The organism is Streptomyces sp. NRRL B-1347 (assembly GCF_000720325.1).
GTDB lineage: Bacteria > Actinomycetota > Actinomycetes > Streptomycetales > Streptomycetaceae > Streptomyces.
The window spans coordinates 19,940-44,501 of sequence record NZ_JOJM01000020.1 but is presented as its reverse complement, the minus strand read 5'-3'; the positions used below and the strand labels follow the sequence as shown (position 1 = coordinate 44,501).

At 70.6% G+C, this 24,562-nt stretch carries 21 protein-coding genes and 1 pseudogene; 19 read left to right on the top strand and 3 right to left on the bottom strand.

Annotated features, from left to right (window positions below):
- The first annotated feature begins 8 nt into the window (after window positions 1–8).
- The 4 genes and pseudogenes from IG74_RS0118800 (at window position 9) to IG74_RS0118790 (ending at window position 4,091) form a co-directional block, all read left to right on the top strand.
- Window positions 9–551: an imidazolonepropionase-like domain-containing protein gene (locus IG74_RS0118800; protein WP_030678100.1), complete on the top strand. Its 543-nt coding sequence runs from the start codon at window positions 9–11 to the stop codon at window positions 549–551.
- A gap of 158 nt (window positions 552–709) precedes the next feature.
- Window positions 710–1,405 (top strand): demethylmenaquinone methyltransferase, encoded by a 696-nt coding sequence (locus IG74_RS0118795; protein ID WP_030678097.1) that lies wholly within the window; start codon window positions 710–712, stop codon window positions 1,403–1,405.
- A gap of 175 nt (window positions 1,406–1,580) precedes the next feature.
- Window positions 1,581–1,649 (top strand): annotated as a pseudogene (locus IG74_RS54690) (zinc-ribbon domain-containing protein); the annotation flags it as partial.
- A gap of 135 nt (window positions 1,650–1,784) precedes the next feature.
- Window positions 1,785–4,091 (top strand): hypothetical protein, encoded by a 2,307-nt coding sequence (locus tag IG74_RS0118790; RefSeq protein WP_051855014.1) that lies wholly within the window; start codon window positions 1,785–1,787, stop codon window positions 4,089–4,091.
- 76 nt (window positions 4,092–4,167) lie between these two features.
- Here the strand turns inward: IG74_RS0118790 and IG74_RS0118785 are convergent, their stop codons facing one another.
- Window positions 4,168–4,482 carry a PASTA domain-containing protein gene (locus IG74_RS0118785; protein WP_037825704.1) on the bottom strand — a complete coding sequence of 105 codons (315 nt, stop codon included), beginning with the start codon at window positions 4,480–4,482 and terminating at the stop codon, window positions 4,168–4,170.
- A gap of 124 nt (window positions 4,483–4,606) precedes the next feature.
- Window positions 4,607–5,152, bottom strand: a complete 546-nt coding sequence (locus IG74_RS0118780; protein WP_420709912.1) for a GNAT family N-acetyltransferase — start codon at window positions 5,150–5,152, stop codon at window positions 4,607–4,609.
- Between the two features lie 97 nt (window positions 5,153–5,249).
- On the opposite strand from IG74_RS0118780, the gene IG74_RS0118775 reads away from it, so the two are divergent.
- Entirely contained in the window at window positions 5,250–6,542 is a 1,293-nt protein-coding gene (locus tag IG74_RS0118775; protein WP_030678087.1) for a geranylgeranyl reductase family protein, read from the top strand.
- A gap of 85 nt (window positions 6,543–6,627) precedes the next feature.
- On the opposite strand, the gene IG74_RS0118770 is transcribed toward IG74_RS0118775, so the two are convergent.
- On the bottom strand, window positions 6,628–7,485 hold the full coding sequence (locus IG74_RS0118770; protein ID WP_030678084.1) for a C40 family peptidase: 858 nt from the start codon (window positions 7,483–7,485) through the stop codon (window positions 6,628–6,630).
- A gap of 882 nt (window positions 7,486–8,367) precedes the next feature.
- On the opposite strand from IG74_RS0118770, the gene IG74_RS0118765 reads away from it, so the two are divergent.
- The 14 genes from IG74_RS0118765 (at window position 8,368) to nuoN (ending at window position 24,548) form a co-directional block, all read left to right on the top strand.
- On the top strand, window positions 8,368–8,727 hold the full coding sequence (locus tag IG74_RS0118765) for an NADH-quinone oxidoreductase subunit A (protein WP_030678082.1): 360 nt from the start codon (window positions 8,368–8,370) through the stop codon (window positions 8,725–8,727).
- 66 nt (window positions 8,728–8,793) lie between these two features.
- Window positions 8,794–9,348, top strand: coding sequence for a NuoB/complex I 20 kDa subunit family protein (locus IG74_RS0118760; protein WP_030678080.1), 555 nt, complete (start codon window positions 8,794–8,796; stop codon window positions 9,346–9,348).
- Window positions 9,345–10,103 carry an NADH-quinone oxidoreductase subunit C gene (locus IG74_RS0118755; RefSeq protein ID WP_030678078.1) on the top strand — a complete coding sequence of 253 codons (759 nt, stop codon included), beginning with the start codon at window positions 9,345–9,347 and terminating at the stop codon, window positions 10,101–10,103. Before IG74_RS0118760 ends, IG74_RS0118755 begins: the two co-directional genes overlap by 4 nt.
- Window positions 10,103–11,440, top strand: coding sequence for an NADH-quinone oxidoreductase subunit D (locus tag IG74_RS0118750; protein WP_030678076.1), 1,338 nt, complete (start codon window positions 10,103–10,105; stop codon window positions 11,438–11,440). The genes IG74_RS0118755 and IG74_RS0118750 overlap by 1 nt, the downstream gene beginning before the upstream one ends.
- A 26-nt stretch (window positions 11,441–11,466) precedes the next feature.
- Window positions 11,467–12,297, top strand: coding sequence for an NADH-quinone oxidoreductase subunit NuoE (nuoE, locus tag IG74_RS0118745; RefSeq protein WP_107058968.1), 831 nt, complete (start codon window positions 11,467–11,469; stop codon window positions 12,295–12,297).
- A complete protein-coding gene (gene nuoF / locus IG74_RS0118740; RefSeq protein ID WP_199818852.1) occupies window positions 12,294–13,655 on the top strand; it encodes an NADH-quinone oxidoreductase subunit NuoF in 1,362 nt (453 codons plus the stop codon). The genes nuoE and nuoF overlap by 4 nt, the downstream gene beginning before the upstream one ends.
- Window positions 13,652–16,168: an NADH-quinone oxidoreductase subunit G gene (locus IG74_RS0118735; RefSeq protein ID WP_030678067.1), complete on the top strand. Its 2,517-nt coding sequence runs from the start codon at window positions 13,652–13,654 to the stop codon at window positions 16,166–16,168. Before nuoF ends, IG74_RS0118735 begins: the two co-directional genes overlap by 4 nt.
- On the top strand, window positions 16,165–17,532 hold the full coding sequence (gene nuoH, locus IG74_RS0118730; protein WP_030678064.1) for an NADH-quinone oxidoreductase subunit NuoH: 1,368 nt from the start codon (window positions 16,165–16,167) through the stop codon (window positions 17,530–17,532). Before IG74_RS0118735 ends, nuoH begins: the two co-directional genes overlap by 4 nt.
- A complete protein-coding gene (gene nuoI / locus IG74_RS0118725; RefSeq protein WP_234334372.1) occupies window positions 17,525–18,205 on the top strand; it encodes an NADH-quinone oxidoreductase subunit NuoI in 681 nt (226 codons plus the stop codon). The genes nuoH and nuoI overlap by 8 nt, the downstream gene beginning before the upstream one ends.
- Entirely contained in the window at window positions 18,202–19,068 is an 867-nt protein-coding gene (locus IG74_RS0118720) for an NADH-quinone oxidoreductase subunit J (protein ID WP_030678058.1), read from the top strand. Before nuoI ends, IG74_RS0118720 begins: the two co-directional genes overlap by 4 nt.
- Window positions 19,065–19,364 carry an NADH-quinone oxidoreductase subunit NuoK gene (nuoK, locus tag IG74_RS0118715; protein ID WP_030678055.1) on the top strand — a complete coding sequence of 100 codons (300 nt, stop codon included), beginning with the start codon at window positions 19,065–19,067 and terminating at the stop codon, window positions 19,362–19,364. Before IG74_RS0118720 ends, nuoK begins: the two co-directional genes overlap by 4 nt.
- A 14-nt stretch (window positions 19,365–19,378) precedes the next feature.
- On the top strand, window positions 19,379–21,325 hold the full coding sequence (gene nuoL, locus IG74_RS0118710) for an NADH-quinone oxidoreductase subunit L (RefSeq protein WP_030678052.1): 1,947 nt from the start codon (window positions 19,379–19,381) through the stop codon (window positions 21,323–21,325).
- 5 nt (window positions 21,326–21,330) lie between these two features.
- Window positions 21,331–22,902, top strand: coding sequence for an NADH-quinone oxidoreductase subunit M (locus IG74_RS0118705; protein WP_030678049.1), 1,572 nt, complete (start codon window positions 21,331–21,333; stop codon window positions 22,900–22,902).
- Entirely contained in the window at window positions 22,899–24,548 is a 1,650-nt protein-coding gene (gene nuoN, locus IG74_RS0118700; RefSeq protein WP_030678047.1) for an NADH-quinone oxidoreductase subunit NuoN, read from the top strand. Before IG74_RS0118705 ends, nuoN begins: the two co-directional genes overlap by 4 nt.
- The last annotated feature ends 14 nt before the right edge of the window (window positions 24,549–24,562 follow it).

Here is a 24,562-nt window from a genome sequence, read left to right as displayed (position 1 = left end):
AGGGCCAGTTGCTGACACTGCACCACGTACGCGCGGTCCGGCCCGCCCCCGCGGGGGCGGACGCCGTCGTCGTCGACGGCGCCCGGATCGCGGCCGTCGGCCCGTACGAGGAGCTGCTCGCGGCGTACGGCGAGCGCGCCCGGGTCCGGCGCTGGGACGGCGTCCTGACCCCCGGCCGCCACGAGCCCGACGCCGCGGCCCTCCTGGAGTCCGCGTACTGGCCCGACCCGCGCGAGGCCGACGAGCTCGGCACGGCCCCGCTGACCGGCGCGGACCTGGACCGGCTCGGCATGACGGACACCCGCTGGGGCCACAGCGCCCGCCGCGGCCTCCAGCGACTCCTGGCCACCGGCACCACCACCCTGACGGGCCCCTTCACCCACCCTCCGGTCCGCACGGCCGTCACCCGTTCAGGCATCAGGGTCGTCACCGAAGCTCCGCTCCGAACCGCCCTGACCCCGTCGTCACCCGCGGACTTCGCGATCTTCACCGACGACGAGACCTGCCTGGCCACGGCCATCGAGGGCCGCCTCCTCTTCCGCCGCCGCTGAGGCGAGGCGCCCCGAAAGGGGCGCGGGGAACTGCGCGAGCAACCACGATGACGCCGCACTCGCCAGCAAAGGGTAAGAGGGCAGACGCGAGGGCGCCCGCCCGCCGCAGGCGAGAGGCCCCGGCCGAGGAAGAAGACCGGCCTGACACAATAGGCCGGGTGACCCGCGCATCCCTGGACAAGCAGCCGCACGAAGTCGCCTCGATGTTCGACGACGTCGCGGAACGGTACGACCTCACGAACGACGTGATCTCGCTCGGCCAGGCCCGGCTGTGGCGCAAGGAGGTCGCCAGGGCCGTCGACGCGCGGCCCGCGCAGAAGATCCTCGACCTCGCTGCCGGGACGGCCACGTCCTCGCAGCCCTTCGCGCAGGCGGGCGCCTACGTGGTGCCGTGCGACTTCTCGCTCGGCATGCTGCGGGTCGGCAAGCAGCGCCACCCGTGGATGCCGTTCACCGCGGGCGACGCCACGAAGCTGCCGTTCAAGGACGACACCTTCGACGCCGTCACGATCTCCTTCGGCCTGCGCAACGTGCAGGACACCGACGCCGCGCTGCGCGAGCTGTTCCGCGTGACCCGCCCCGGCGGCCGCGTGGTGATCTGCGAGTTCTCCGAGCCGACGTGGGGCCCGTTCCGCACGGTCTACATCGAGTACCTGATGCGCGCGCTGCCGCCGGTGGCCCGCACGGTGTGCTCGAACCCGGACGCGTACGTCTACCTCGCCGAGTCCATCCGCTCCTGGCCGAACCAGCCGCAGCTGGCGGCGCGCCTGTCCGACGCGGGCTGGTCCAAGGTGGCGTACCGCAACCTGACGGGCGGCGTGGTGGCGCTCCACCGGGGGTTCAAGAAGGACTGAACGGTCGTTTCGACAAGAGGTCGAACGGTCGTTTCGGACGCGGCGGTTGACGGGAACCGCACGCCGGGGAAGATGTGTCAGTTGATATGTACCGGCCACTCCGCGTGGCCGGAGCATAACGGTCGGCGCTCACCGACCCGTCCCCCTGACGATCTCCTCAAGACGGAGCGTTCCGATGTCGTCGTATTGCCCGCACTGCGGGGCGCCATCCCCGGACGAGGCCCGTTTCTGCATGAAGTGCGGGCGTGAACGCCTTCCGGAGCCGACGGGGGAGGCCTCGGACGCCGCGCCTCAAGACGCGCCACAAGAAGCGCTCCAGGACGCTCCCGCGGGCGCTCCCGAGGGCGCCCCCGAAGGTCCAAGTCACCCCAAGACCCTGGTGGTTCCCCCCACCCCGACGGCCGCACCGCCACCGGTAGCCGCACCGCCACCAGCAGCCCCACCGACACCGCTGGCCCCACCGTCACCACTCTCCCTGGCAACCCCGCCCACCCCGGCATACGCCCCCGTCCCCGCCGCTCCCTCGCCCGTCGGTGCCTTCCTCGGGCGGACCGCGCGCGGTGACTGGGCCGGGTCCGCGCAGGCCGCGCTGTGGCCGCTCGCGGCGCTGCTGCTCTCCGCGCTCGCCTGCGCCGTCCCGAAGTACGGCCAGGATGACGAGGACTTCGTCGGCTTCGGCGACCGGCTGCGGATCGCACTCGGCTTCGTCCTCCAGGCGGTGGGCGGCAGCCTGGAGTTCTCGGGCAGCGAGGAGAGCAGCAGCCTCGACGGCTCGTCGACGGAGACGGCGGTCGACGGCACCTTCGCCGTGCACCTCGTACCGCTGACGGTCACGGCGCTGTTCATCGGGGCGCTCGTCGTCGGCGCGCGCATCCTCAGGAACCGCCTCCGGCTGCGCGGGCAGAGCCTGCCGGGCGGCACGGCGGGGCTCGAAGCGGCCGTCCGCGTCGGGCTGCTCACCGCGCTCGGCGTGCTGGTGCTCGCCCTCTTCGGGCAGCCCGAGATCCAGCGCGTAGAGGTGTCGTCCGGGCCGCTCCTCGCGATGCTCGGCGCGCTCGCGCTCAGCCTCGGCGTCTGCGGCGCCGTACTGCACCGCGACGGAGCGGCGCCCTGGCTGGCCGCCCGCCCCGGCGCACAGGTCTTCACCCGCGCCCTGGGCGCATCCCTGCGCGCCCTCGCCGTCGTGCTCGTCCTCAGCTCCGTCACCGCGTACCTCAGCGTCACCCAGATCGACGCCTTCAGCGGCGACTCCGACGTGCCCGGCTCGGACGTGTCGGACGACCGCGTCTCGCCCCACCTCGTCGCGCTGCTTCTCCTGCCGAACCTCGGCCTGCACGCCCTCGGCCTCGGCTGGGGCGCGCCGCTCGAATCCGAGGCGGGCCGGGGCTCGCGGTACGGCGACGACTACGAGAGCGCGTCGTTCGGCCTGTCGAAACTCGGCGACCTGGTCAACTCAGGCGCTGTCGTCGGCGCGTTGGCGCTCGGCCTGGTGTGCGCCCTCGTGATCGCGCTCGTGGGCGCGCGCCGCTGCGCCCGGCGCGGCGAGCAGATCCTGGCCGCGGGGCTCTCGTTCGGTCTGATCCTGCTGCTCGCCGCCGTCGGCGGCCTCGGCGTCGAGACGTCCGCCGAGCGGCGCGGGCTCGGCGGGGAGACGTCGAGCGGCTCGTTCGACGCGGGCGTGAGCATGCCGGACCTGTTGCTGTTCGGGCTGCTGTGGGTGGCCGGAGCGGTGCTCGTGGTGGCGGTGTTCACCGCGCGCGGGAGCGGGGTGCCGCCGGTTCCGCCGGGCCCGCCGGTAGGGCAGGCGCCGCCGGTGCCGCCCGGCGCGGCGGGCCCCGGCGGCGCGCCCGCGGCGTACGCGGTGCCCGGCCCGTACGACCCCAGCGCGGCCCCCACCCAGGGCGTGCTGGCCGCGCCGCCCGTCCCCGCGCGCCGGCGCGGCGGCCGCGCCGGGGTCTGGGCGGTCACGCTGGCCGTCGCCCTGCTCGTCGGCGGCGGCACGACGGCGGGCATCGTCGTCTGGCAGGACAACCGGAGCACGTCGGACAAGGCGGGCGAGAACGAGAGCGCCGGCACGGCGGACGACGGTTCGACCGGCTCCGAGGACGACGGCGAGAACGGCCCGGCCGTCAGCCACACCGGCGAGCCGACCCAGGACCGGCCGACCGACCCGGCGCGCCCCTCCGAAGAGGAGAGCGGCGGCGGCGAGACCGCGGGGGACGCCGCAGTGCCGCCGGGCTCCGAGCGCGTCACCGACTCCAAGGGGTTCTCGTTCGCGGCCCCCGAAGGCTGGGGCAGCCGCGCCGGTGACAACCCCACGCAGTCCACGTACGCGGGCGCGAACGGGGCGGAGCACTTCCAGGTCGGCGTGATCCCGGACGCCGGCTACACCTCGTACGAGAACCTCACGAACATGGAGGAGCACGCCGAGAAGGACCCCGACAAGTCCGACTACCGGCGGATCCGCCTTGAGGACAACACCTTCCAGGGCCGCGCGGGCGCGGTGTGGGAGTACACGTACACCGACAAGTCGGGCCGCAAGATCCACGCGATCAACCAGAGCTACGTCACCGACGACGGCACCGAGTACGCGATCCAGCTCTCCTGGCGCGCGAAGGTGTGGTCAACGGCGCACGGCGCGCGGACGCACCGGACGGCGCTCGACACCTGGCAGACCACGGGCTGACCACGGGCCGACCGGCGGCGCGGGCGACACGCCCCGGCCGCCGGTCGGCCGGGGCCGCGGACCTCAGCCGCGGACCTCAGCCGCCGACGCCGACCTCCGGCTGCCCCGGCTCGGCCAGCTCCCGCTGGAGGCCGCCGTCCGAAGGGCCGGGGAGACGCGGCTCGCGCACGCCCGCGCCGCCCTCGCCCTCGTCGGGACCGAGGTCGAACCACACGGTCACGACGGCGCCGCGCGGCACCTCGGCCTCCGGCAGCGGGTACTGGCGCACGACGTACTCCAGGATCACGTCGTGGAGTTCGGAGCGGTCGCCCGCCACCAGGCGCACGCCGTGCTTGACGGCCTTCTCGCGCGCGTCCATCCCCATCAGGCCCACGAAGCGCGGCACACGCACTTCCAGCGGACCGGCGTCCCCCGGCGTCCTCGGCACAGGCGTCACTCCCCAGCGGCAGGGGCGCGAGCCCCCAGCGGTAGGGGAGGCCCCGGCGGTAGGGGAAGGGTAGCCCGGCCGGGCCGGACTACAACCCCACGCGGTAGCAGGACGAGCGCCGGTCGGTGCCGGGCACGGAGTACGTCTCCGCGCGCTCCATGCCGAGGCGCTCGGCCACCGCCATGGACCGTTCGTTGCGCACGTCGATCACGGCGACCACCGACGGAACGCCCGCCGCCCGCAGCCGGTCCAGGGTCGCGCGGCCCGCCGCCATCGCGTAGCCGCGCCCCCACGCCCGGCGCGCGAGCCGCCAGCCGATCTCGATCTCCCCCGTGGGCCCCCAGTCCCGCGGCCACGGCTGGGCGCCGACGAGGCCGACGGGCTCGCCGGCCGGGTCAAGCAACGTCCACAGGCAGAAGCCCAGTTCCGCGTCGTGGCGGCGCTGGCGCGCGGTCAGCTCCTCGTACACGGAGAGCTCGTTGGGCACGCCCGCGCCCACGTACTCCATGACCTCCGGGTCGTCGAAGAGCCGGTGCCAGACGAAGGCGTCCTCGTGGGTCGGCACGCGCAGGCCGACGGAGGGGGCGGTGCCGGTCCGGCGGGGGGCGTCGCTCAGCTCGCTCACGTCGCTCACAAGTGGCCCTTCGGGTGATTGATCAGTACCGCCTCATAGACTGCCCTCATCCCGTGCCGGTCGGCACACCGATTTCGAGCCTTGGGGAGAACCCTCCGTGACCGAGCCGCTCTCCGACACCACCGCCAACTCCGCGGACGTCATCGTCGTCGGCGCGGGTCCCGCCGGTTCGACCACCGCGTACTACCTGGCGAAGGCCGGGCTCGACGTGCTCCTCCTGGAGAAGACCGCGTTTCCGCGGGAGAAGGTCTGCGGCGACGGCCTGACGCCGCGTGCCACGAAGCAGTTGGTGTCCATGGGCATCGACATCTCCGAAGAGGCCGGCTGGCTGCGGAACAAGGGCCTCCGCATCATTGGAGGCGGGGTGCGGCTCCAGCTGGATTGGCCGGATCTCGCCTCTTTCCCCGACTACGGACTCGTCCGCAAGCGCGATGACTTCGACGAGCAGCTCGCCCGCCAGGCCCAGAAGGCGGGCGCGCGGCTCTACGAGCGGTGCAACGTGGGCGCCCCGATCGTCGACGACCGCACCGGCCGCATCACCGGCGTGGAGGCCAAGCTCGGCGAGGACAAGACGCCGGTCACCTTCCACGCGCCGCTGGTGGTCGCCGCCGACGGCAACTCCACGCGCCTCTCGCTCGCGATGGGTCTGCACCGCCGGGAGGACCGCCCGATGGGCGTCGCGGTGCGCACGTACTTCACGTCGCCGCGCCACGACGACGACTACCTGGAGTCCTGGCTGGAGCTGTGGGACCGCCGCGGCGCCCAGGACCGCCTGCTGCCCGGCTACGGCTGGATCTTCGGCATGGGCGACGGCACGTCGAACGTCGGCCTCGGCGTCCTGAACACCTCCGCCGCCTTCAAGGAGCTCGACTGGCGCGAGATCCTCAAGGCCTGGTGCGCCTCGATGCCCGAGGACTGGGGCTACACCCCGGAGAACATGACGGGCCCGATCCGCGGCGCCGCCCTGCCGATGGCCTTCAACCGCCAGCCGCACTACACCCGCGGCCTGCTGCTCGTCGGCGACGCGGGCGGCCTCGTCAACCCGTTCAACGGCGAGGGCATCGCCTACGCCATGGAGTCCGGGCAGATCGCCGCGGACGTCATCGTGCAGGCCGTCGCCCGCGCCACGCCCGCCCAGCGCGAACTGGCCCTCCAGCGCTACCCGAAGGTCCTCAAGGACACCTACGGCGGCTACTACACGCTCGGCCGCGCCTTCGTGAAGCTCATCGGCAACCCGAAGGTGATGCAGATCGCCGCCCAGCGCGGCCTCACGCACCCGCTGCTGATGAAGTTCACCCTGAAGATGCTCGCCAACCTGACGGACCCGACGGGCGGCGACGCGATGGACCGCATCATCAACGGCCTGAGCAAGGTGGCCCCCAAGGCCTGAGGGGTGCGCCCCGAAAGGCCGCGGGGCTCTCACGAAAGGGCCGCCGCTCCTGACAGGAGCGGCGGCCCTTCTTCGTGGTTCAAGCTCAGAGCACTCGTACCGCTCCGGAGGCCGGGTAGCCCGACAGGTCCTGGATCACGACGCCCTTGCTCGGGTTCGCGGCGTCCAGGTACTGGCCGTTGCCGATGTAGACGCCCACGTGGTACGCGGAGCCCGCGCCACCCCAGTACAGGATGTCGCCAGGCTGGATGTTGGAGAGCGAGACCGGCGTGCCGGCCGTCGACTGCGCCTGCGAGACGCGCGGCAGGTCCACGTTGACCTGCTTGAAGGCGGCCTGCACGAGGCTGGAGCAGTCCCACGCGTTGGGGCCCGAGGCGCCCATCACGTACGCGTCGCCCAGCTGGGCCTTCAGGAAGTTGATGACGGTCGCCACGCTGCCGCTGGAGGGCGCGGAGGCATTGGAGGCGTTGGAGGCGGAGGAACCGCCGCCGGAGCCGCCGGAGCCGCCGGAGGGGGTGGAGTTGGTGCTGAGCTGGGTGCGCTCGGTGGCCCGCGCGGCGCGCTCCTGGGCCTCCTTGCGCTTGGCCTCGGCCTCGGCCTTGGCCTTCTTCTCGGCCTCGGCCTTCTTCTCAGCGGCCTTCTGGTCCTTGGTGGCCTGCTTGGCGGCCTTGACGGCGGCGGCCTCCTGCTGGGCGCGCGCCTCGTAGCCGTCGGCGGTCTGCTGCGTGGCGTCCGCGGACTGCGCGATCTGAGCGGACAGATCGGCGGTGAGGGTGGGCAGCTCGATCGTCTCGGTCACCGGCTCGGCGGCGTTCGCCGTACCAGCGGCGCCGGCCACTGCCAGGGTGCTGAGGACGCCACCGGCAACTCCGGCGCGCAGAGCCATCTTCGACGCGCTGCGACGGGGCTTCCGGTGGCTGGGTATGTGAGCGGTGTGGGACATGGGAACAACCGCTATCAAGGAGTGGGGGTTCCCTTCAAGAAACGTGTGCTGCGCCACAGTTGCCCCGCGCGGGCTTGAATCCCGGGCGTGTCGCTCCTTATTGACGCCGTAACGGGCAATGTGGACAGAGGTGATCACGCCTGTGATCATGGGTTTTTCGAGTTACGTCCGAATTGCCCGTGGTCTAACACGCGTTGAGGCCGTTGGCCAAGCCCGGTTGTTCGACCCGAGGTGAAGGTGTGACGCAGGTCACCTTCCGGGTCGCGTGAGCGCCGCCTGAGACCTGGCTGAGATCTGGCTGATATCTCCCGGGTATCTGAGGGGCTCCCTCCGGATCGCCGCGCGGTCCCCCCTCCCCTTCTTTGTCCCCCTCTTTCGCGCGCGAGTTCGCGGCGGTCTCGTGAACGCGTGCACACGGCGGAGCCGCCCGCCCCTTCCCGCCGCCTTCACGGGCGCGCGTCCACTGCCGTCCACACTTCTGCCGCCAACGTGTGAACGTGCCCCTCTATCAAGTGATCAAGTCCAGCGCCAATTTGTCTGTAGTGGCCATCTCTTGATAATGCAACACCGCCCCGACCAGCCCTGACGCGTCAAGATGTCACCTCTGGTGATCACTCAGGTGCTTCGCGTACGAAGATCACCGCTCATCCGACTTCATGATCCTTCGTCAGGTGGTGGAGATCACAAAGCCGTTGTCGTACCCCGTGTCGCAGATCACAGACCGGCGGGCATAAGATGCGGGGCAGTTGGGCTTGTGACCTGCTTCACATGTAAGCGATCTTCGAGGAGCTCCGAAGGCCCGGGGATCGCATACGGGCGGGGCGGCGAGCGGGTCCGACGCAACCGCCAGCAGTCAGTGCCGACTGAGAGGAGCGAGGAGCGGTGAACGCGTATGCGCCCATCCTCGTACTGGGAGCCCTCGGGGCAGGCTTTGCGATTTTCTCCGTGGTCATGGCCACGCTTGTCGGCCCCAAGCGCTACAACCGCGCGAAGCTCGAGGCCTACGAGTGCGGAATCGAGCCGACCCCCACGCCGGCCGGCGGCGGGCGTTTCCCCATCAAGTACTACCTGACGGCGATGCTCTTCATCGTCTTCGACATCGAGATCGTCTTTCTCTACCCCTGGGCCGTCACCTTCGACGCCCTGGGGATTTTCGGGCTCGTGGAGATGCTGCTCTTCGTGCTCACCGTCTTCGTCGCGTACGCGTACGTATGGCGGCGCGGCGGCCTGGAATGGGACTGACCCCGGCAAGGGACTGACCCCCGATATGGGACTGAGCCCCGGAAGGGGACAGAGGAGCCACTGAGCATGGGACTCGAAGAGAAACTGCCGAGCGGATTCCTGCTGACCACCGTCGAGCAGGCCGCCGGGTGGGTGCGCAAGGCATCCGTCTTTCCCGCCACGTTCGGCCTCGCGTGCTGCGCCATCGAGATGATGACGACCGGCGCCGGGCGCTACGACCTGGCGCGCTTCGGCATGGAGGTCTTCCGCGGCTCGCCGCGGCAGGCGGATCTGATGATCGTGGCCGGACGCGTGAGCCAGAAGATGGCGCCCGTCCTGCGGCAGGTCTATGACCAGATGCCCAACCCCAAGTGGGTGATCTCCATGGGGGTTTGCGCGTCTTCCGGCGGAATGTTCAACAACTACGCGATCGTCCAGGGCGTGGACCACGTTGTCCCGGTCGACATCTATCTGCCCGGCTGTCCGCCCCGGCCCGAGATGCTCCTGGACGCGATCCTGAAGCTGCACCACAAGATCCAGAACACCAAGCTCGGCGTGAACGCCGAGGAAGCGGCCCGCGAGGCGGAGGAAGCGGCCCTCAAGGCGCTCCCCACCATCGAGATGAAGGGGCTGCTGCGGTGACCGACGCGAACGACAACGCCGCCAAGGGCACCGACGGGGTCAACCCCGAGCGGGACCTCGGCGCCTCCAACCTCCCCGGCCAGCGCGGCGAGCACGGCGAGGAGGTCCGCGTCCAGCGCGGCATGTTCGGCGCCGACAACGGCGGCGACACCTCGGGCTACGGCGGCCTGGTCCGCTCCATCCGGCTCCCGGGCGCGGCCAACCGGCCCTACGGCGGCTGGTTCGACGAAGTGGCCGACGAACTGGAAGGCGCCCTGGAGGAACAGGGCCTCGTCCCCGAGAACGCCATCGAGAAGACGGTCGTCGACCGCGACGAGCTCACCTTCCACATCGCGCGCGAGCACCTCCCCCGGGTGGCCCGGACCCTGCGGGACGACCCGGCGCTGCGCTTCGAGCTGTGCACCGGCGTGTCCGGCGTGCACTTCCCCGGCGACAAGGGACGCGAGCTGCACGCCGTCTACCACCTGCGCTCGCTCACCCACAACCGCCTGATCCGCCTGGAAGTCAGCGCCCCGGACGCCGACCCGCACGTGCCCTCCCTCGTCGAGGTCTATCCGACCAACGACTGGCACGAGCGCGAGGCCTACGACTTCTTCGGCCTCGTCTTCGACGGCCATCCCGCGCTCACGCGCATCATGATGCCGGACGACTGGCAGGGCTTCCCGCAGCGGAAGGATTACCCGCTCGGCGGCATTCCCGTCGAGTACAAGGGCGCCCAGATCCCGGCTCCGGACCAGCGGAGGTCGTACAGCTGATGAGCACTCCCTTTGCATCCGCTTCCTCCGCCTCCGCGCGCGAGACCACCGAAGGCACCGTCTACACGGTCACCGGTGGCGACTGGGACGAGGTCGCCAAGTCCGCGGTCGAGGCCGACGACGAGCGCATCGTCGTGAACATGGGCCCGCAGCACCCCTCCACGCACGGCGTGCTCCGGCTCATCCTGGAGATCGAGGGCGAGACGGTCTCCGAGGCCCGCTGCGGCATCGGCTACCTCCACACCGGCATCGAGAAGAACCTCGAGTACCGCACCTGGACCCAGGGCACCACGTTCGTCACGCGCATGGACTATCTGACGCCGTTCTTCAACGAGACGGCGTACTGCCTGGGCGTCGAGAAGCTCCTCGGGATCGAGGACGAGATCCCCGACCGCGCCACCCTCATCCGCGTGCTCCTGATGGAGCTGAACCGGATGTCCTCGCACCTGGTGTGCATCGCCACCGGCGGCATGGAACTGGGCGCCACCACGATCATGATCTACGGCTTCCGTGATCGTGAACTCATTCTCGACATCTACGAGCTGATCACCGGCCTGCGCATGAATCACGCGTACATCCGGCCCGGCGGACTCGCCCAGGACCTGCCGCCCGGCGCGGTGGACCAGATCCGCGAGTTCGTGAAGAAGATGAAGAAGAACCTCCCCGAGTACGACAAGCTCGCCACCGGGAACCCCATCTTCAAGGCCCGCATGCAGGACGTCGGCTACCTCGATCTGACCGGCTGCATGGCCCTCGGCGCCACCGGCCCGGTCCTGCGCTCCGCCGGGCTCCCGCACGACCTGCGCAAGAGCCAGCCGTACTGCGGCTACGAGACGTTCGACTTCGACGTCCCGACCGCCGACACCTGCGACTCCTACGGGCGCTTCCTCATCCGCGTGGAGGAGATGCGCCAGTCGCTGCGGATCATCGAGCAGTGCCTGGACCGGCTGCGGCCGGGCCCGGTCATGGTCGCCGACAAGAAGATCGCCTGGCCCGCCCAGCTCGCGCTCGGCCCGGACGGCCTCGGCAACTCGCTCGACCACATCAAGAAGATCATGGGCACCTCCATGGAGGCCCTGATCCACCACTTCAAGCTGGTGACGGAGGGCTTCCGGGTGCCGCCCGGACAGGCCTACGCCGCCGTGGAGTCCCCCAAGGGCGAACTCGGCGTGCACGTCGTCTCCGACGGCGGCACCCGCCCCTACCGGGTGCACTTCCGCGATCCGTCCTTCACCAACCTGCAGGCCATGGCGGCGATGTGCGAGGGCGGCCAGGTCGCCGACGTCATCGTCGCCGTCGCGTCCATCGACCCCGTGATGGGAGGCGTCGACCGGTGACAGACGCATCGCCGACGAGCCTGGGGATGCCCCAACTCCCCGCCCCCGACTACCCGGCCGACGTACGGGCCCGGCTCGAAGCGGACGCCAAGGAGGTCATCGCCCGCTATCCGGACTCCCGCTCCGCCCTGCTGCCGCTGCTGCACCTGGTGCAGTCGGAGGAGGGGTACGTCACGCGCACCGGGATGCGGTTCTGCGCGGAGGTGCTCGACCTGACCACCGCCGAGGTCACGGCCGTCGCGACCTTCTACACCATGTACCGGCGCAAGCCCTCCGGCGACTACCAGGTCGGCGTGTGCACCAACACGCTCTGCGCGGTCATGGGCGGCGACGCCATCTTCGAGGCCCTCCAGGAGCACCTGGGCGTCGGCAACGGCGGGACCACCGAGGACGGCAAGGTGACGCTCGAACACATCGAGTGCAACGCCGCCTGCGACTTCGCGCCCGTGGTGATGGTCAACTGGGAGTTCTTCGACAACCAGACCCCGCGGAGCGCCAAGCGCCTCGTCGACGACCTGCGCGCGGGCGTCCAGGCCGAGCCGACCCGCGGCGCCCCGCTGTGCACCTTCAAGGAGACGGCCCGCATCCTCGCGGGCTTCCCCGACGAGCGCCCCGGAGCCGTCGAGGCCACCGGCGGCGCGGGCCCGGCCTCCCTGATCGGCCTTCGCCTGGCCAAGGGCGAGGCGCCCCCCGCGCGCGTGGTCCATCCGCGCACGGGCGGACCGGAGGGCACACAGCCGCACGACCCGTCGCCCAGCGAGCACCTGAGCTCGCACGACGCGCCGCAGAGGACCTCGGCATCCGACCCCTCGCACTCCGCGGGCCCGGTCGGCGAGGACCGCGAGGAGGGGGAGTGATGACCTTGGCCGCCGAGATCAACGAGACCAGCCCCGAGAAGCTGCTCGCCCCGGTCCTCTCGGCCTTCTGGGACCAGGAGAAGTCCTGGACGCTTGACGTCTACCGGCGTCACGAGGGCTACGAGGGGCTCCGCAAGGCCCTCGCGATGGAGCCGGACGACCTCATCGCCTATGTGAAGGCATCCGGGCTCCGCGGCCGCGGCGGCGCGGGCTTCCCCACGGGCATGAAGTGGCAGTTCATTCCGCAGGGCGACGGCAAACCGCACTATCTAGTTGTCAACGCCGACGAGTCGGAGCCCGGGACCTGCAAGGACATCCCGCTCCTCTTCGCGAACCCGCATTCCCTCATCGAGGGCATCGTGATCGCCTGCTACGCGATCCGTTCGTCGCATGCCTTCATCTATCTGCGTGGTGAGGTCGTCCCCGTACTGCGGCGGCTGCACGAGGCCGTGCGCGAGGCATACGCGGCGGGCTACCTCGGCAAGAACGTCCTGGGCAGCGGACTCGACCTCGAACTCACCGTGCACGCGGGCGCGGGCGCGTACATCTGCGGTGAGGAGACCGCGCTGCTCGACTCGCTCGAAGGCCGCCGTGGCCAGCCGCGACTCCGTCCCCCTTTCCCTGCGGTCGCGGGTCTCTACGCGTGCCCCACTGTTGTCAATAACGTCGAGTCCATCGCATCGGTTCCCGCGATCCTGCAACGCGGCAAGGACTGGTTCACCTCGATGGGCAGCGAGAAGTCGCCCGGCTTCACGCTGTATTCGCTCAGCGGGCACGTCGCGTCGCCCGGCCAGTACGAGGCGCCCCTCGGCATCACGCTGCGCCAGCTGCTCGACATGAGCGGCGGCATGCGGCCCGGGCACCGCCTCAAGTTCTGGACGCCGGGCGGCTCTTCGACGCCGATGTTCACCGACGAGCACCTCGACGTCCCGCTGGACTACGAGGGCGTGGGCGCCGCCGGGTCGATGCTCGGCACCAAGGCCCTCCAGTGCTTCGACGAGACGACCTGTGTCGTACGCGCCGTGACGCGCTGGACCGAGTTCTACGCCCACGAGTCCTGCGGCAAGTGCACGCCCTGCCGCGAAGGGACTTACTGGCTCGTGCAGTTGCTGCGCGACATCGAGGCGGGCAAGGGCGTGCTGGCCGACCTCGACAAGCTGAACGACATCGCCGACAACATCAACGGCAAGTCCTTCTGCGCCCTCGGCGACGGCGCCGCCTCGCCGATCTTCTCCTCGCTCCAGTACTTCCGCGCGGAGTACGAGGAGCACATCACGGGCAGGGGCTGCCCCTTCGACCCCGCCAAGTCGACGCTCTGGGCCGACAGGCCCCTGGAGAGCACGGAGGTGAACGCATGACAGTGACCACCAGTAGCGCTCCCTCCGGAGGCGGGGAGGCGGCGGTTCCGCCGGAAGACCTGGTCACGCTGACGATCGACGGCATCGAGATCAGCGTCCCCAAGGGGACCCTGGTCATCCGTGCCGCCGAGCTCCTCGGCATCGAGATCCCGCGCTTCTGCGACCACCCGCTGCTCGACCCCGCGGGCGCCTGTCGCCAGTGCATCGTCGAGGTCGAGGGCCAGCGCAAGCCGATGGCGTCCTGCACGATCACCTGCACCGACGGCATGGTCGTCAAGTCGCAGCTGACGTCGCCGGTCGCCGAGAAGGCCCAGCACGGCGTGATGGAGCTGCTGCTCATCAACCACCCGCTGGACTGCCCGGTCTGCGACAAGGGCGGCGAGTGCCCGCTGCAGAACCAGGCCATGTCGCACGGCAACGCAGAGTCCCGCTTCGAGGGCAGCAAGCGCACCTACGAGAAGCCGGTGCCGATCTCCACGCAGGTGCTGCTCGACCGCGAGCGGTGCGTCCTGTGCGCCCGCTGCACCCGCTTCTCCAACCAGATCGCGGGCGACCCCATGATCGAGCTGGTCGAGCGGGGCGCGCTCCAGCAGGTGGGCACCGGAGAGGGCGACCCCTTCGAGTCGTACTTCTCCGGGAACACCATCCAGATCTGCCCGGTGGGAGCGCTCACGTCGCACGCCTACCGCTTCCGGTCGCGCCCCTTCGACCTGGTGTCGACGCCGTCCGTGTGCGAGCACTGCGCGGGCGGCTGCGCGACCCGCACCGACCACCGGCGCGGCAAGGTCATGCGACGGCTCGCCCAGGACGAGCCCGAGGTCAACGAGGAGTGGATCTGCGACAAGGGCCGCTTCGGCTTCCGGTACGCGCAGAAGCCGGATCGCCTGACCACGCCGCTGGTGCGGAACGCGTCCTCGGGCGAGCTCGAACCGGCCAGCTGGCCCGAGGCGCTGGAGGCGGCCGCACGCGGCCTCGCCGCCGCGCGCGGGCGGGCCGGTGTCCTCACCGGTGGACGCCTCACTCTTGAGGACGCCTACGCGTACAGCAAGTACGCACGCGTGGCGCTCGACACGAACGACATCGACTTCCGCGCGCGGGTGCACTCCAGCGAGGAGGCCGACTTCCTTGCGGCACGGGTCGCCGGGCGCGGCCGGGACCTCGACGGCAGCGGAGTCACGTACACCGCGCTGGAGAAGGCGCCCGCCGTCCTGCTCGTCGGCATCGAGGCCGAGGAGGAGGCGCCCGGCGTGTTCCTGCGGCTCCGCAAGGCGTGGCGCAAGCACGGCCAGCGCACGTACGCCGTCGCCACGCACGCCACGCGCGGCCTGGCGAAGGCGGGCGGCACGCTCCTTGCCGCCGCGCCCGGCACGGAGACCGAGTGGCTGGACGCGCTCGCCGCCGGGGTCGGCATCGAGGACGACGGCGCGAAGGCCGCCGAGGCGCTGCGCGCCGAGGGCGCGGTCATCGTCGTGGGCGAGCGGCTCGCGTCCGTGCCAGGAGCGCTCACCGCCGCCGTGCGGGCCGCGTCGGCGACCGGCGCGTCGCTGGTGTGGATCCCGCGCCGCGCGGGCGAGCGCGGTGCCGTCGAGGCCGGCGCGGTGCCGTCCCTGCTCCCCGGGGGCCGCCCGGCCACCGACCCGCGCGCGCGGGACGAGGTCGCGGCCGCCTGGGGCGTGGCCGAACTCCCGCACCGCTACGGCCGGGACACCGGCCAGATCGTCGAGGCCGCCGCGACCGGCGAGCTGAGCGCCCTCCTGGTGGGGGGCGTCGAGGTCGCCGACCTGCCCGACCCGGCACGCGCGCGTGAGGCGCTCGACGCGGTCGGCTTCCTGGTGTCGCTCGAACAGCGGCCGAGCGAGGTGACCGAGCGCGCCGACGTGGTCCTTCCGGTGGCCGCCGTCGCCGAGAAGCCGGGCACCTTCCTCAACTGGGAAGGCAGGGCCCGGCTCTTCGAGGCGGCGCTCAAGCCGGACCAGATGACGCGCCGCCTCGCGCCCACCGACGCGCGCGTCCTGCACATGCTGGCCGACGCGGGCGACGTCCACCTCGGCCTTCCCGACCTGCAGACCGTCCGGCGCGAGCTCGACCGGCTCGGCGGCTGGGACGGGCCGCGCGCGACCGAGCCCCTGGAGACCGCGGTCCAGCTGCCGCGGCCCGCCGCGGGGGAGGCCGTGCTCGCCGGGCACCGGCTCCTGCTGGACCGGGGCCGCCTCCAGGAGGGCGACGACGCGCTGGCCGGTACGCGGCACGCGGCGGTGGCCCGGCTCTCGGCGGCCACCGCGGCCGAGGCGGGCGTCAAGAGCGGCGACACGCTGGCCGTCACCGGCACCGCGGGGCGGGTGGAACTCCCGCTCGCGGTCACGGAGATGCCCGACCGCGTGGTGTGGCTGCCGCTGAACTCCGTGGGCGGCGGCGTCGCCTCCGACACGGGCGCGCGGCCGGGCGAGCTGGTCAGGATCGGCCCCGCTGTCCGCGTCGAGCCCGCCCAGGGCGCCCAGGAGGTGCAGTCGTGAGCCCCATGACCCAGCTCGCCGCCGAAGACCTCTCCATGTTCGGTCGCGACCCGTGGTGGCTGGTCGCCATCAAGGCGGTCTTCTGCTTCGCGTTCCTCGTGGTGTCCGTGCTCTTCGCCATCGTGTGGGAGCGCAAGGTCGTGGCCTGGATGCAGCTGCGCATCGGCCCCAACCGCAACGGCCCCTGGGGCTTCCTCCAGTCCCTCGCGGACGGCATCAAGCTGATGCTCAAGGAAGACCTGATCGTCAAGCGCGCCGACAAGGTGGTCTACATCCTGGCGCCGGTCGTCGCGGCCATCCCCGCCTTCATGGCGATCGCGGTGATCCCCTTCGGGCCCGCGGGCAACGAGGTCTCGATCTTCGGGCACCGCACCACGATGCAGCTCACCGACCTGCCGATCGCGATGCTCTACATCCTCGCGGTCGCCTCGGTCGGCATCTACGGCATCGTGCTCGCGGGCTGGAGCTCCGGCTCCACCTATCCGCTCCTGGGCGGTCTGCGCTCGTGCGCGCAGATGATCTCGTACGAGATCGCGATGGGCGCCGCGTTCGCGTCGGTCTTCCTGTACTCCGGGTCGATGTCCACGTCGGCGATCGTGGAGGCGCAGCACGACCGCTGGTACGTGGTGCTCCTGCCGGTGTCGTTCCTGATCTACATCGTGACGATGGTCGGCGAGACCAACCGCGCGCCGTTCGACATGCCGGAGTCCGAGGGCGACCTTGTCGGCGGCTTCAACACCGAGTACTCGTCGATCAAGTTCGCGATCTTCATGCTCGCCGAGTACATCAACATGATCACCGTCTCGGCCGTGTCCGCGACGCTCTTCCTCGGCGGCTGGCGGGCTCCCTGGCCCATCAGCGGCTTCTGGGAGGGGGCCAACCACGGCTGGTGGCCGATGGCCTGGTTCGTACTCAAGGTGCAGCTGTTGCTGTTCTTCTTCATCTGGCTGCGCGGCACGCTGCCCCGCGTCCGCTACGACCAGCTGATGAAGCTCGGCTGGAAGGTCCTCATCCCGGTGTCGGTGGTGTGGCTGATGCTCGTCGCCACCGTCCGCGCGCTGCGCAACGAGGACTACGACTTCAGCGAGATCGCGCTCTATGTGGGCGGCGGAGTCATCGCGCTGCTCCTGCTCTCCGTCCTGTTCGACCTGTTCAGGGACAAGCGGGAGAAGGAGGCGGCGGTCGCCGCCGAGCCCGCCGAATCCGGCGCCTTCGACCCGATGGCGGGCGGCTTCCCGGTGCCACCGCTGCCCGGACAGACCCTGCCGCCCGTGCCGCGCCGACGCCCGCGCCACGAGCGGGAGTTGATTGTCAGTGGTGGCCCGGATACTCAAAGTGACGGAAAGGAGGCGTCCGATGGCTGAGCAGTCGAACACGCCGGACCGGCGGCGGAGCGGGCAGCTGCCCGAGCAGCCGCAGAGCCAGGAAGCGGCACAGGCGAACCAGTCGGATCAGGGGTTCCAGAACCCCGTCGCGGGCTTCGCCGTGACCTTCAAGGCCATGTTCAAGAAGCGGCTGACCGAGCAGTATCCGGAGCAGCAGAAGACCACCGCTCCCCGCTTCCACGGCAGGCACCAGCTCAACCGCCATCCGGACGGCCTGGAGAAGTGCGTCGGCTGCGAGCTGTGCGCCTGGGCCTGCCCCGCGGACGCCATCTATGTGGAGGGCGCGGACAACACCGAGGAGGAGCGCTACTCCCCGGGCGAGCGGTACGGCCGCGTCTACCAGATCAACTACGCCCGCTGCATCTTCTGCGGCCTGTGCATCGAGGCGTGCCCCACGCGCGCGTTGACGATGACGAACGAGTTCGAGCTCGCCGACACCAGCCGCCAGAACCTGATCTTCACCAAGGAGCAGCTGCTCGCGGGCCTGGACGAGGGCATGGTCGAGGCGCCGCACGCGATCTACCCCGGCACGGACGAGGGGGACTACTACCGCGGCCTGGTGACGCGGGCGGCCCCCGGCACGGAGCGCCAGGTCGCCGCCTCCAAGGGCGAGCAGGCGCCGGAGTCCAGGGCCGAGGAGGTGGACGCGTGACCTCCGTCGCGGCCTACACCACCTCCACGGGCGAGGCCTTCCAGTTCTGGGTGCTCGGCACGGTCGCCGTGATCGGCGCGCTGAGCACGATCCTCATGAAGAGGGCGGTGCACAGCGCCCTCTGCCTGGCCGGGACCATGATCATCCTGGCGGTCTTCTACCTGGCCAACGGCGCGTACTTCCTGGGCATCGTCCAGATCGTCGTCTACACCGGCGCGATCATGATGCTCTTCCTGTTCGTCGTGATGCTCGTCGGCGTCACCGCGGCGGACTCCCTGACGGAGACCATCAAGGGGCAGCGCTGGCTGGCCGCCCTGTGCGGACTCGGCTTCGCCGTCCTGCTGTTCGCGGGCATCGGCAACGCCTCGGTGAAGGACTTCAACGGCCTGGGCAAGGCCAATGAGGGCGGCAACGTGGAGGGCCTGGCCGCCCTCATCTTCACGAAGTACGTCTTCGCCTTCGAGATCACCGGCGCCCTGCTGATCACGGCGACCGTCGGCGCGATGGTGCTCACCCACCGCGAGCGCACGGAGCGCGCCAAGACCCAGCGCGAGCTCGCCGAGGAGCGGGTGCGCGCGGGCAAGCACCTGCCGCCGCTCCCGGCCCCGGGCGTCTACGCCCGGCACAACGCCGTGGACATCGCGGGCCTGCTCCCCGACGGCACGCCCTCGGAGCTCACGGTCAACAAGACCCTCCGGGAGCGCGGCCAGATCCGCGACGTCTCCACCGAGGCCCTGGAGGACCTGCGGGCCCTGGAGCAGCGCTCCACGGACCGCCTGGAGCGCCCCGACCTGCGCCGCACGGACACCGGGAGCGGCGCGGGCGGCGACCGGGCCGAGCAGACCGAGGAGGCGTCGAAGTGAATCCGGTCAACTACCTCTACCTGGCGGCCCTGTTGTTCGCCATCGGCGCCACCGGCGTGCTGATCAGGCGGAACGTGATCGTCGTCTTCATGTGCATCGAGCTGATGCTCAACGCCTGCAACCTCGCGTTCGTCGCGTTCTCCCGGCTGCACGGCAATCTGGACGGCCAGATCATCGCCTTCTTCACGATGGTCGTCGCCGCGGCCGAGGTCGTGGTGGGGCTCGCGATCATCGTGTCGCTGTTCCGCTCCCGCCACTCGGCCTCGGTCGACGACGCCAGTCTGATGAAGCTCTAAGGGGTCGCTGAATCGTGGAGAAACTGATTGCGCTGCTCGTCGCGGCGCCTCTGCTCGGAGCGGCCGTCCTGCTGTGCGGCGGGCGTCTGCTCGACCGCGTCGGCCACTGGCTCGGCACCTTGCTCTCGGCCGTCTCCTTCGTCATCGCCGCGGTGCTCTTCACCGACATGCTCGGCAAGAACGCCGAGGAACGGGGCCTGCACCAGCACCTGTTCAGCTGGATCCCGGTCGAGGGCTTCAAGGCCGACGTCGCCTTCCAGCTCGACCAGCTGTCGATGACGTTCGTCCTGCTGATCACCAGCGTCGGCACGCTGATCCACCTGTACTCGGTCGGGTACATGGAGCACGACGAGCGCCGCCGCCGCTTCTTCGGCTATCTGAACCTGTTCCTGGCGGCGATGCTCCTGCTCGTCCTCGCCGACAACTACCTGCTCCTGTACGTCGGCTGGGAGGGCGTCGGCCTCGCCTCGTACCTCCTGATCGGGTTCTGGCAGCACAAGCCGAGCGCGGCCACCGCGGCGAAGAAGGCCTTCCTGGTCAACCGCGTCGGCGACATGGGCCTCTCGATCGCCATCATGCTGATGTTCACCACCTTCGGGACGTTCGCCTTCGGGTCCGTCCTGGAGGCCGCGGACGAGACCGGCGAGGGCAAGCTCACGGCGATCGGCCTGATGCTGCTGCTCGCGGCGTGCGGCAAGTCCGCGCAGGTGCCGCTGCAGTCCTGGCTCGGGGACGCGATGGAGGGCCCGACCCCGGTCTCCGCCCTGATCCACGCGGCGACGATGGTGACCGCGGGCGTGTACCTGATCGTGCGCTCCGGGGAGATCTTCAACGCCGCGCCGGACGCGCAGCTGGCGGTCGCGGTGGTCGGCGCGGTCACGCTGATCTTCGGTGCGATCGTCGGTTGCGCGAAGGACGACATCAAGAAGGCCCTCGCCGGGTCCACGATGTCGCAGATCGGCTACATGATCCTGGCCGCGGGCCTCGGCCCGATCGGCTACGTCTTCGCGATCATGCACCTGGTGACGCACGGCTTCTTCAAGGCCGGGCTCTTCCTCGGCGCCGGTTCGGTCATGCACGGCATGAACGACGAGGTGGACATGCGGAAGTACGGCGGCCTCAGGAAGTACATGCCGGTCACGTTCGTGACCTTCGGGCTCGGCTATCTCGCGATCATCGGCTTCCCGGGGCTCTCCGGCTTCTTCTCCAAGGACAAGATCATCGAGGCGGCGTTCGCCAAGGGCGGCACGGAGGGCTGGATCCTCGGCTCGGTGGCGCTGCTCGGCGCGGCCATCACGGCGTACTACATGACGCGCGTGATGCTCCTGACCTTCTTCGGCGAGGAGCGCTGGCGCCACCGGGCGACGGCGTCCCCGCAGGAGCCCGGCGTGGAGCCGGCGGCCGCGACGGAGGGCGCGCACGACGAGCCGCACCCGCACGAGTCGCCCAAGACCATGACGATCCCGATGATCCTGCTGGCCTTCGGGTCGGTGTTCGCCGGCGGCTTCTTCAGCATCGGCGACCGCTTCCTGAACTGGCTTGAGCCGGTCACGCACCACGACCACGGCGACTCCCCGCTGAGCGCCGCCACGGTCACCGGCGCCACCGTGGTCGTCCTGGTCGTCGGCGTGGCCCTGGCCTGGGCGCAGTACGGGCGCAGGCCGGTCCCGGTGGTCGCCCCGCGCGGCTCGCTGCTCACCCGCGCGGCCCGCCGCGACCTGCTCCAGGACGACTTCAACCACGTGGTCCTGGTGCGCGGCGGCGAGCACCTCACGCGCTCCCTGGTGTACGTCGACCACACCTTGGTCGACGGAGTGGTCAACGGCACGGCGGCCTCGGTCGGCGGGCTCTCCGGGCGCCTGCGCAAGCTCCAGAACGGCTACGCCCGTAGTTACGCGGTCTCGATGTTCGGCGGCGCGGCGGTCCTCATCGCCGCGACGCTGCTGATGAGGGCGGTCTGATACCGATGTCCTTTCCTCTGCTGACAGCGACGGCCGTGGTGCCCGCGGTGGGCGCGATCGCCACGGCGGCCGTACCGGCCGCACGGCGCACCGCCGCCAAGTGGCTCGCGCTGCTCTTCTCGCTGGCCACCCTCGCCTTGGCCGTCACGGTGGTCGTCCGGTTCGACCCGGACGGCGACCGGTACCAACTGACCGAGTCGCACTCCTGGATCAAGGACTTCGGGGTGCGGTACGAACTGGGCGTGGACGGCATCGCGGTCTCCTTGATCGCGCTGACCGCCCTGCTGCTGCCCTTCATCATCCTCGCGGGCTGGCACGACGCCGACCCCTTGGAGACCAAGTCGTCGCGCTGGCGCCCGACTCAGGGCTTCTTCGCCCTGATCCTCGCCGTCGAGGCGATGGTGATCATCTCCTTCGAGGCCACCGACGTCTTCCTGTTCTACATCTTCTTCGAAGCCATGCTCATCCCGATGTACTTCCTCATCGGCGGCTTCGGAGACCGCGCCCACGCGGGCAGCGACGAGAACGCGTCGGCGCAGCGCTCGTACGCGGCCGTGAAGTTCCTGCTGTACAACCTGGTCGGCGGTCTGATCATGCTCGCCGCCGTGATCGGGCTCTATGTGGTCGCGGGGAACTTCTCGGTCCAGGAGATCGCCGAGGCGCGGGCCAACGGCTCGCTGGACATGGCGACCAACACCGAACGGCTGCTGTTCCTCGGCTTCTTCTTCGCCTTCGCGGTGAAGGCCCCGCTGTGGCCGCTGCACACCTGGCTGCCGAACGCGATGGGGGAGGCCACCGCCCCCGTCGCCGTACTGATCACGGCGGTGGTCGACAAGGTCGGCACGTTCGCGATGCTGCGCTTCTGCCTCCAGCTGTTCCCGGAGGCCTCGAAGTGGGCGACCCCGGTCATCCTGGTGCTCGCCCTGATCAGCATCATCTACGGCGCGCTGCTGGCCGTCGGCCAGCGCGACATCAAGCGCCTGGTGGCGTACGCGTCGATCTCGCACTTCGGGTTCATCGTCCTCGGCATCTTCGCGATGACGTCCCAGGGACAGTCCGGCGCCACGCTCTACATGGTCAACCACGGTCTGTCGACGGCCGCCCTGATGCTGGTCGCCGGCTTCCTGATCTCGCGCCGCGGCTCGCGTCTGATCGCGGACTACGGAGGGGTGCAGAAGGTCGCCCCGGTGCTCGCGGGCACCTTCCTCGTCGGCGGTCTGGCCACGCTCTCGCTGCCGGGGCTCGCGCCGTTCGTCAGCGAGTTCCTGGTCCTGGTCGGCGCGTTCGCGCGCTATCCGGCGGTCGGGATCATCGCGACGCTCGGCATCGTGCTGGCCGCGCTCTACACCCTCGTCCTCTACCAGCGGACGATGACGGGCCCGGTGAAGCCGGAGCTCGCGAAGATGCCGGACCTGCGGGTGCGTGAGCTGGTCGTGGTGGCCCCGCTGATCGCGCTCCTCATCGGCCTCGGCGTGTATCCGAAGCCGGTGGCCGACCTGGTGAACCCGGCGGTCGAGCACACCATGTCCGACGTACAGAAGACAGACCCCAAGCCCGAGGTGGAGGCCGCCAAGTGAGTGCGACAGCCGTCCACAGCCTGTGGACAGTGGCGGCAGAGCCGATCGACAAGATCGACGCGCCGAAGATCGAGTACGGCCAGCTCGCGCCGACCCTCATCGTCATCGGTGCCGCCGTCATCGGAGTGCTCATCGAAGCCTTCGTGCCGCGCAAGTCCCGTTACTACGCCCAGCTGTTCGTGTCGGTCGTGGCGCTCGCCGCCGCCTTCGCCGCGGTCGTCGCGCTCGCCTCCGGCGGGTACGGCACCACGAAGGCACGCATCGCCGCGATGGGAGCCATCGCGGTCGACGGGCCCGCGCTGTTCCTCCAGGGCACCATTCTCCTCGCGGGCCTGGTCGCGATCTTCACCTTCGCGGAGCGGCGCCTCGACCCGGAGGCGCACGGCAACCGCGTCGACTCCTTCGTGGCCCAGGCCGGGGCCGTGCCCGGCGGCGCGGGCGAGCAGGCCGCGGTGAAGGCCGGTTTCACCACCACCGAGGTGTTCCCGCTCGCCCTCTTCGCGATCGGCGGCATGCTCGTCTTCCCCGCGGCGAACGACCTCCTGACGCTGTTCATCGCCCTGGAGGTCTTCTCGCTCCCGCTCTACCTGCTGTGCGCGCTCGCCCGCCGCAAGCGCCTCATGTCGCAGGAAGCGGCCGTGAAGTACTTCCTGCTCGGCGCCTTCGCGTCCGCGTTCACCCTCTTCGGCATCGCGCTGATCTACGGCTACGCGGGCTCGGTGTCGTACGGCACGATCGCCGACGTCGTCGACGGCACGGTCCAGACGGTCGACCCGGCGCTCGCGAACACCATGGGCAACGACGCGCTGCTCCTGATCGGCGCCGCGATGATCCTGATGGGCCTGCTGTTCAAGGTGGGCGCGGTGCCGTTCCACATGTGGACGCCGGACGTCTACCAGGGCGCGCCGACGCCGGTCACCGGCTTCATGGCGGCGGCGACGAAGGTGGCCGCGTTCGGCGCGCTGCTGCGCCTGCTGTACGTGGTGCTTCCGGGGCTGCGCTGGGACTGGCGGCCCGTGATGTGGGGCGTCGCGATCATCACGATGCTGGGCGGCGCGATCGTCGCGATCACCCAGACCGACATCAAGCGGCTCCTCGCGTACTCGTCGATCGCCCACGCGGGCTTCATCCTCGCGGGTGTCATCGCCACCACGGAGGAGGGCGTCTCGTCGGTGCTCTTCTACCTGGGCGCGTACTCGTTCGTGACGATCGGCGCGTTCGCCGTCGTGACGCTCGTGCGGGACGCGGGCGGCGAGGCGACGCACCTGTCGAAGTGGGCGGGGCTCGGGCGCCGCTCGCCGCTGGTCGCCGCGGTCTTCGCGGTGTTCCTGCTCGCCTTCGCGGGCATCCCGCTGACCTCCGGGTTCTCCGGGAAGTTCGCCGTCTTCAAGGCGGCGGCCGAGGGCGGCGCGGGCGCGCTCGTGGTGGTCGGTGTGATCTCGTCGGCGATCGCGGCGTTCTTCTACATCCGGGTGATCGTGCTGATGTTCTTCAGCGAGCCCAAGGCGGACGGCCCGTCGGTCGCCGTGCCCTCGCCGCTGACGACGGCGGCGATCGGCGTCGGCGTCGCCGTGACGCTGGTGCTCGGTGTGGCGCCGCAGTACTTCCTGGACCTGGCGAACCAGGCCGGCGTGTTCGTGCGCTGACCCGGCTCGTCCGC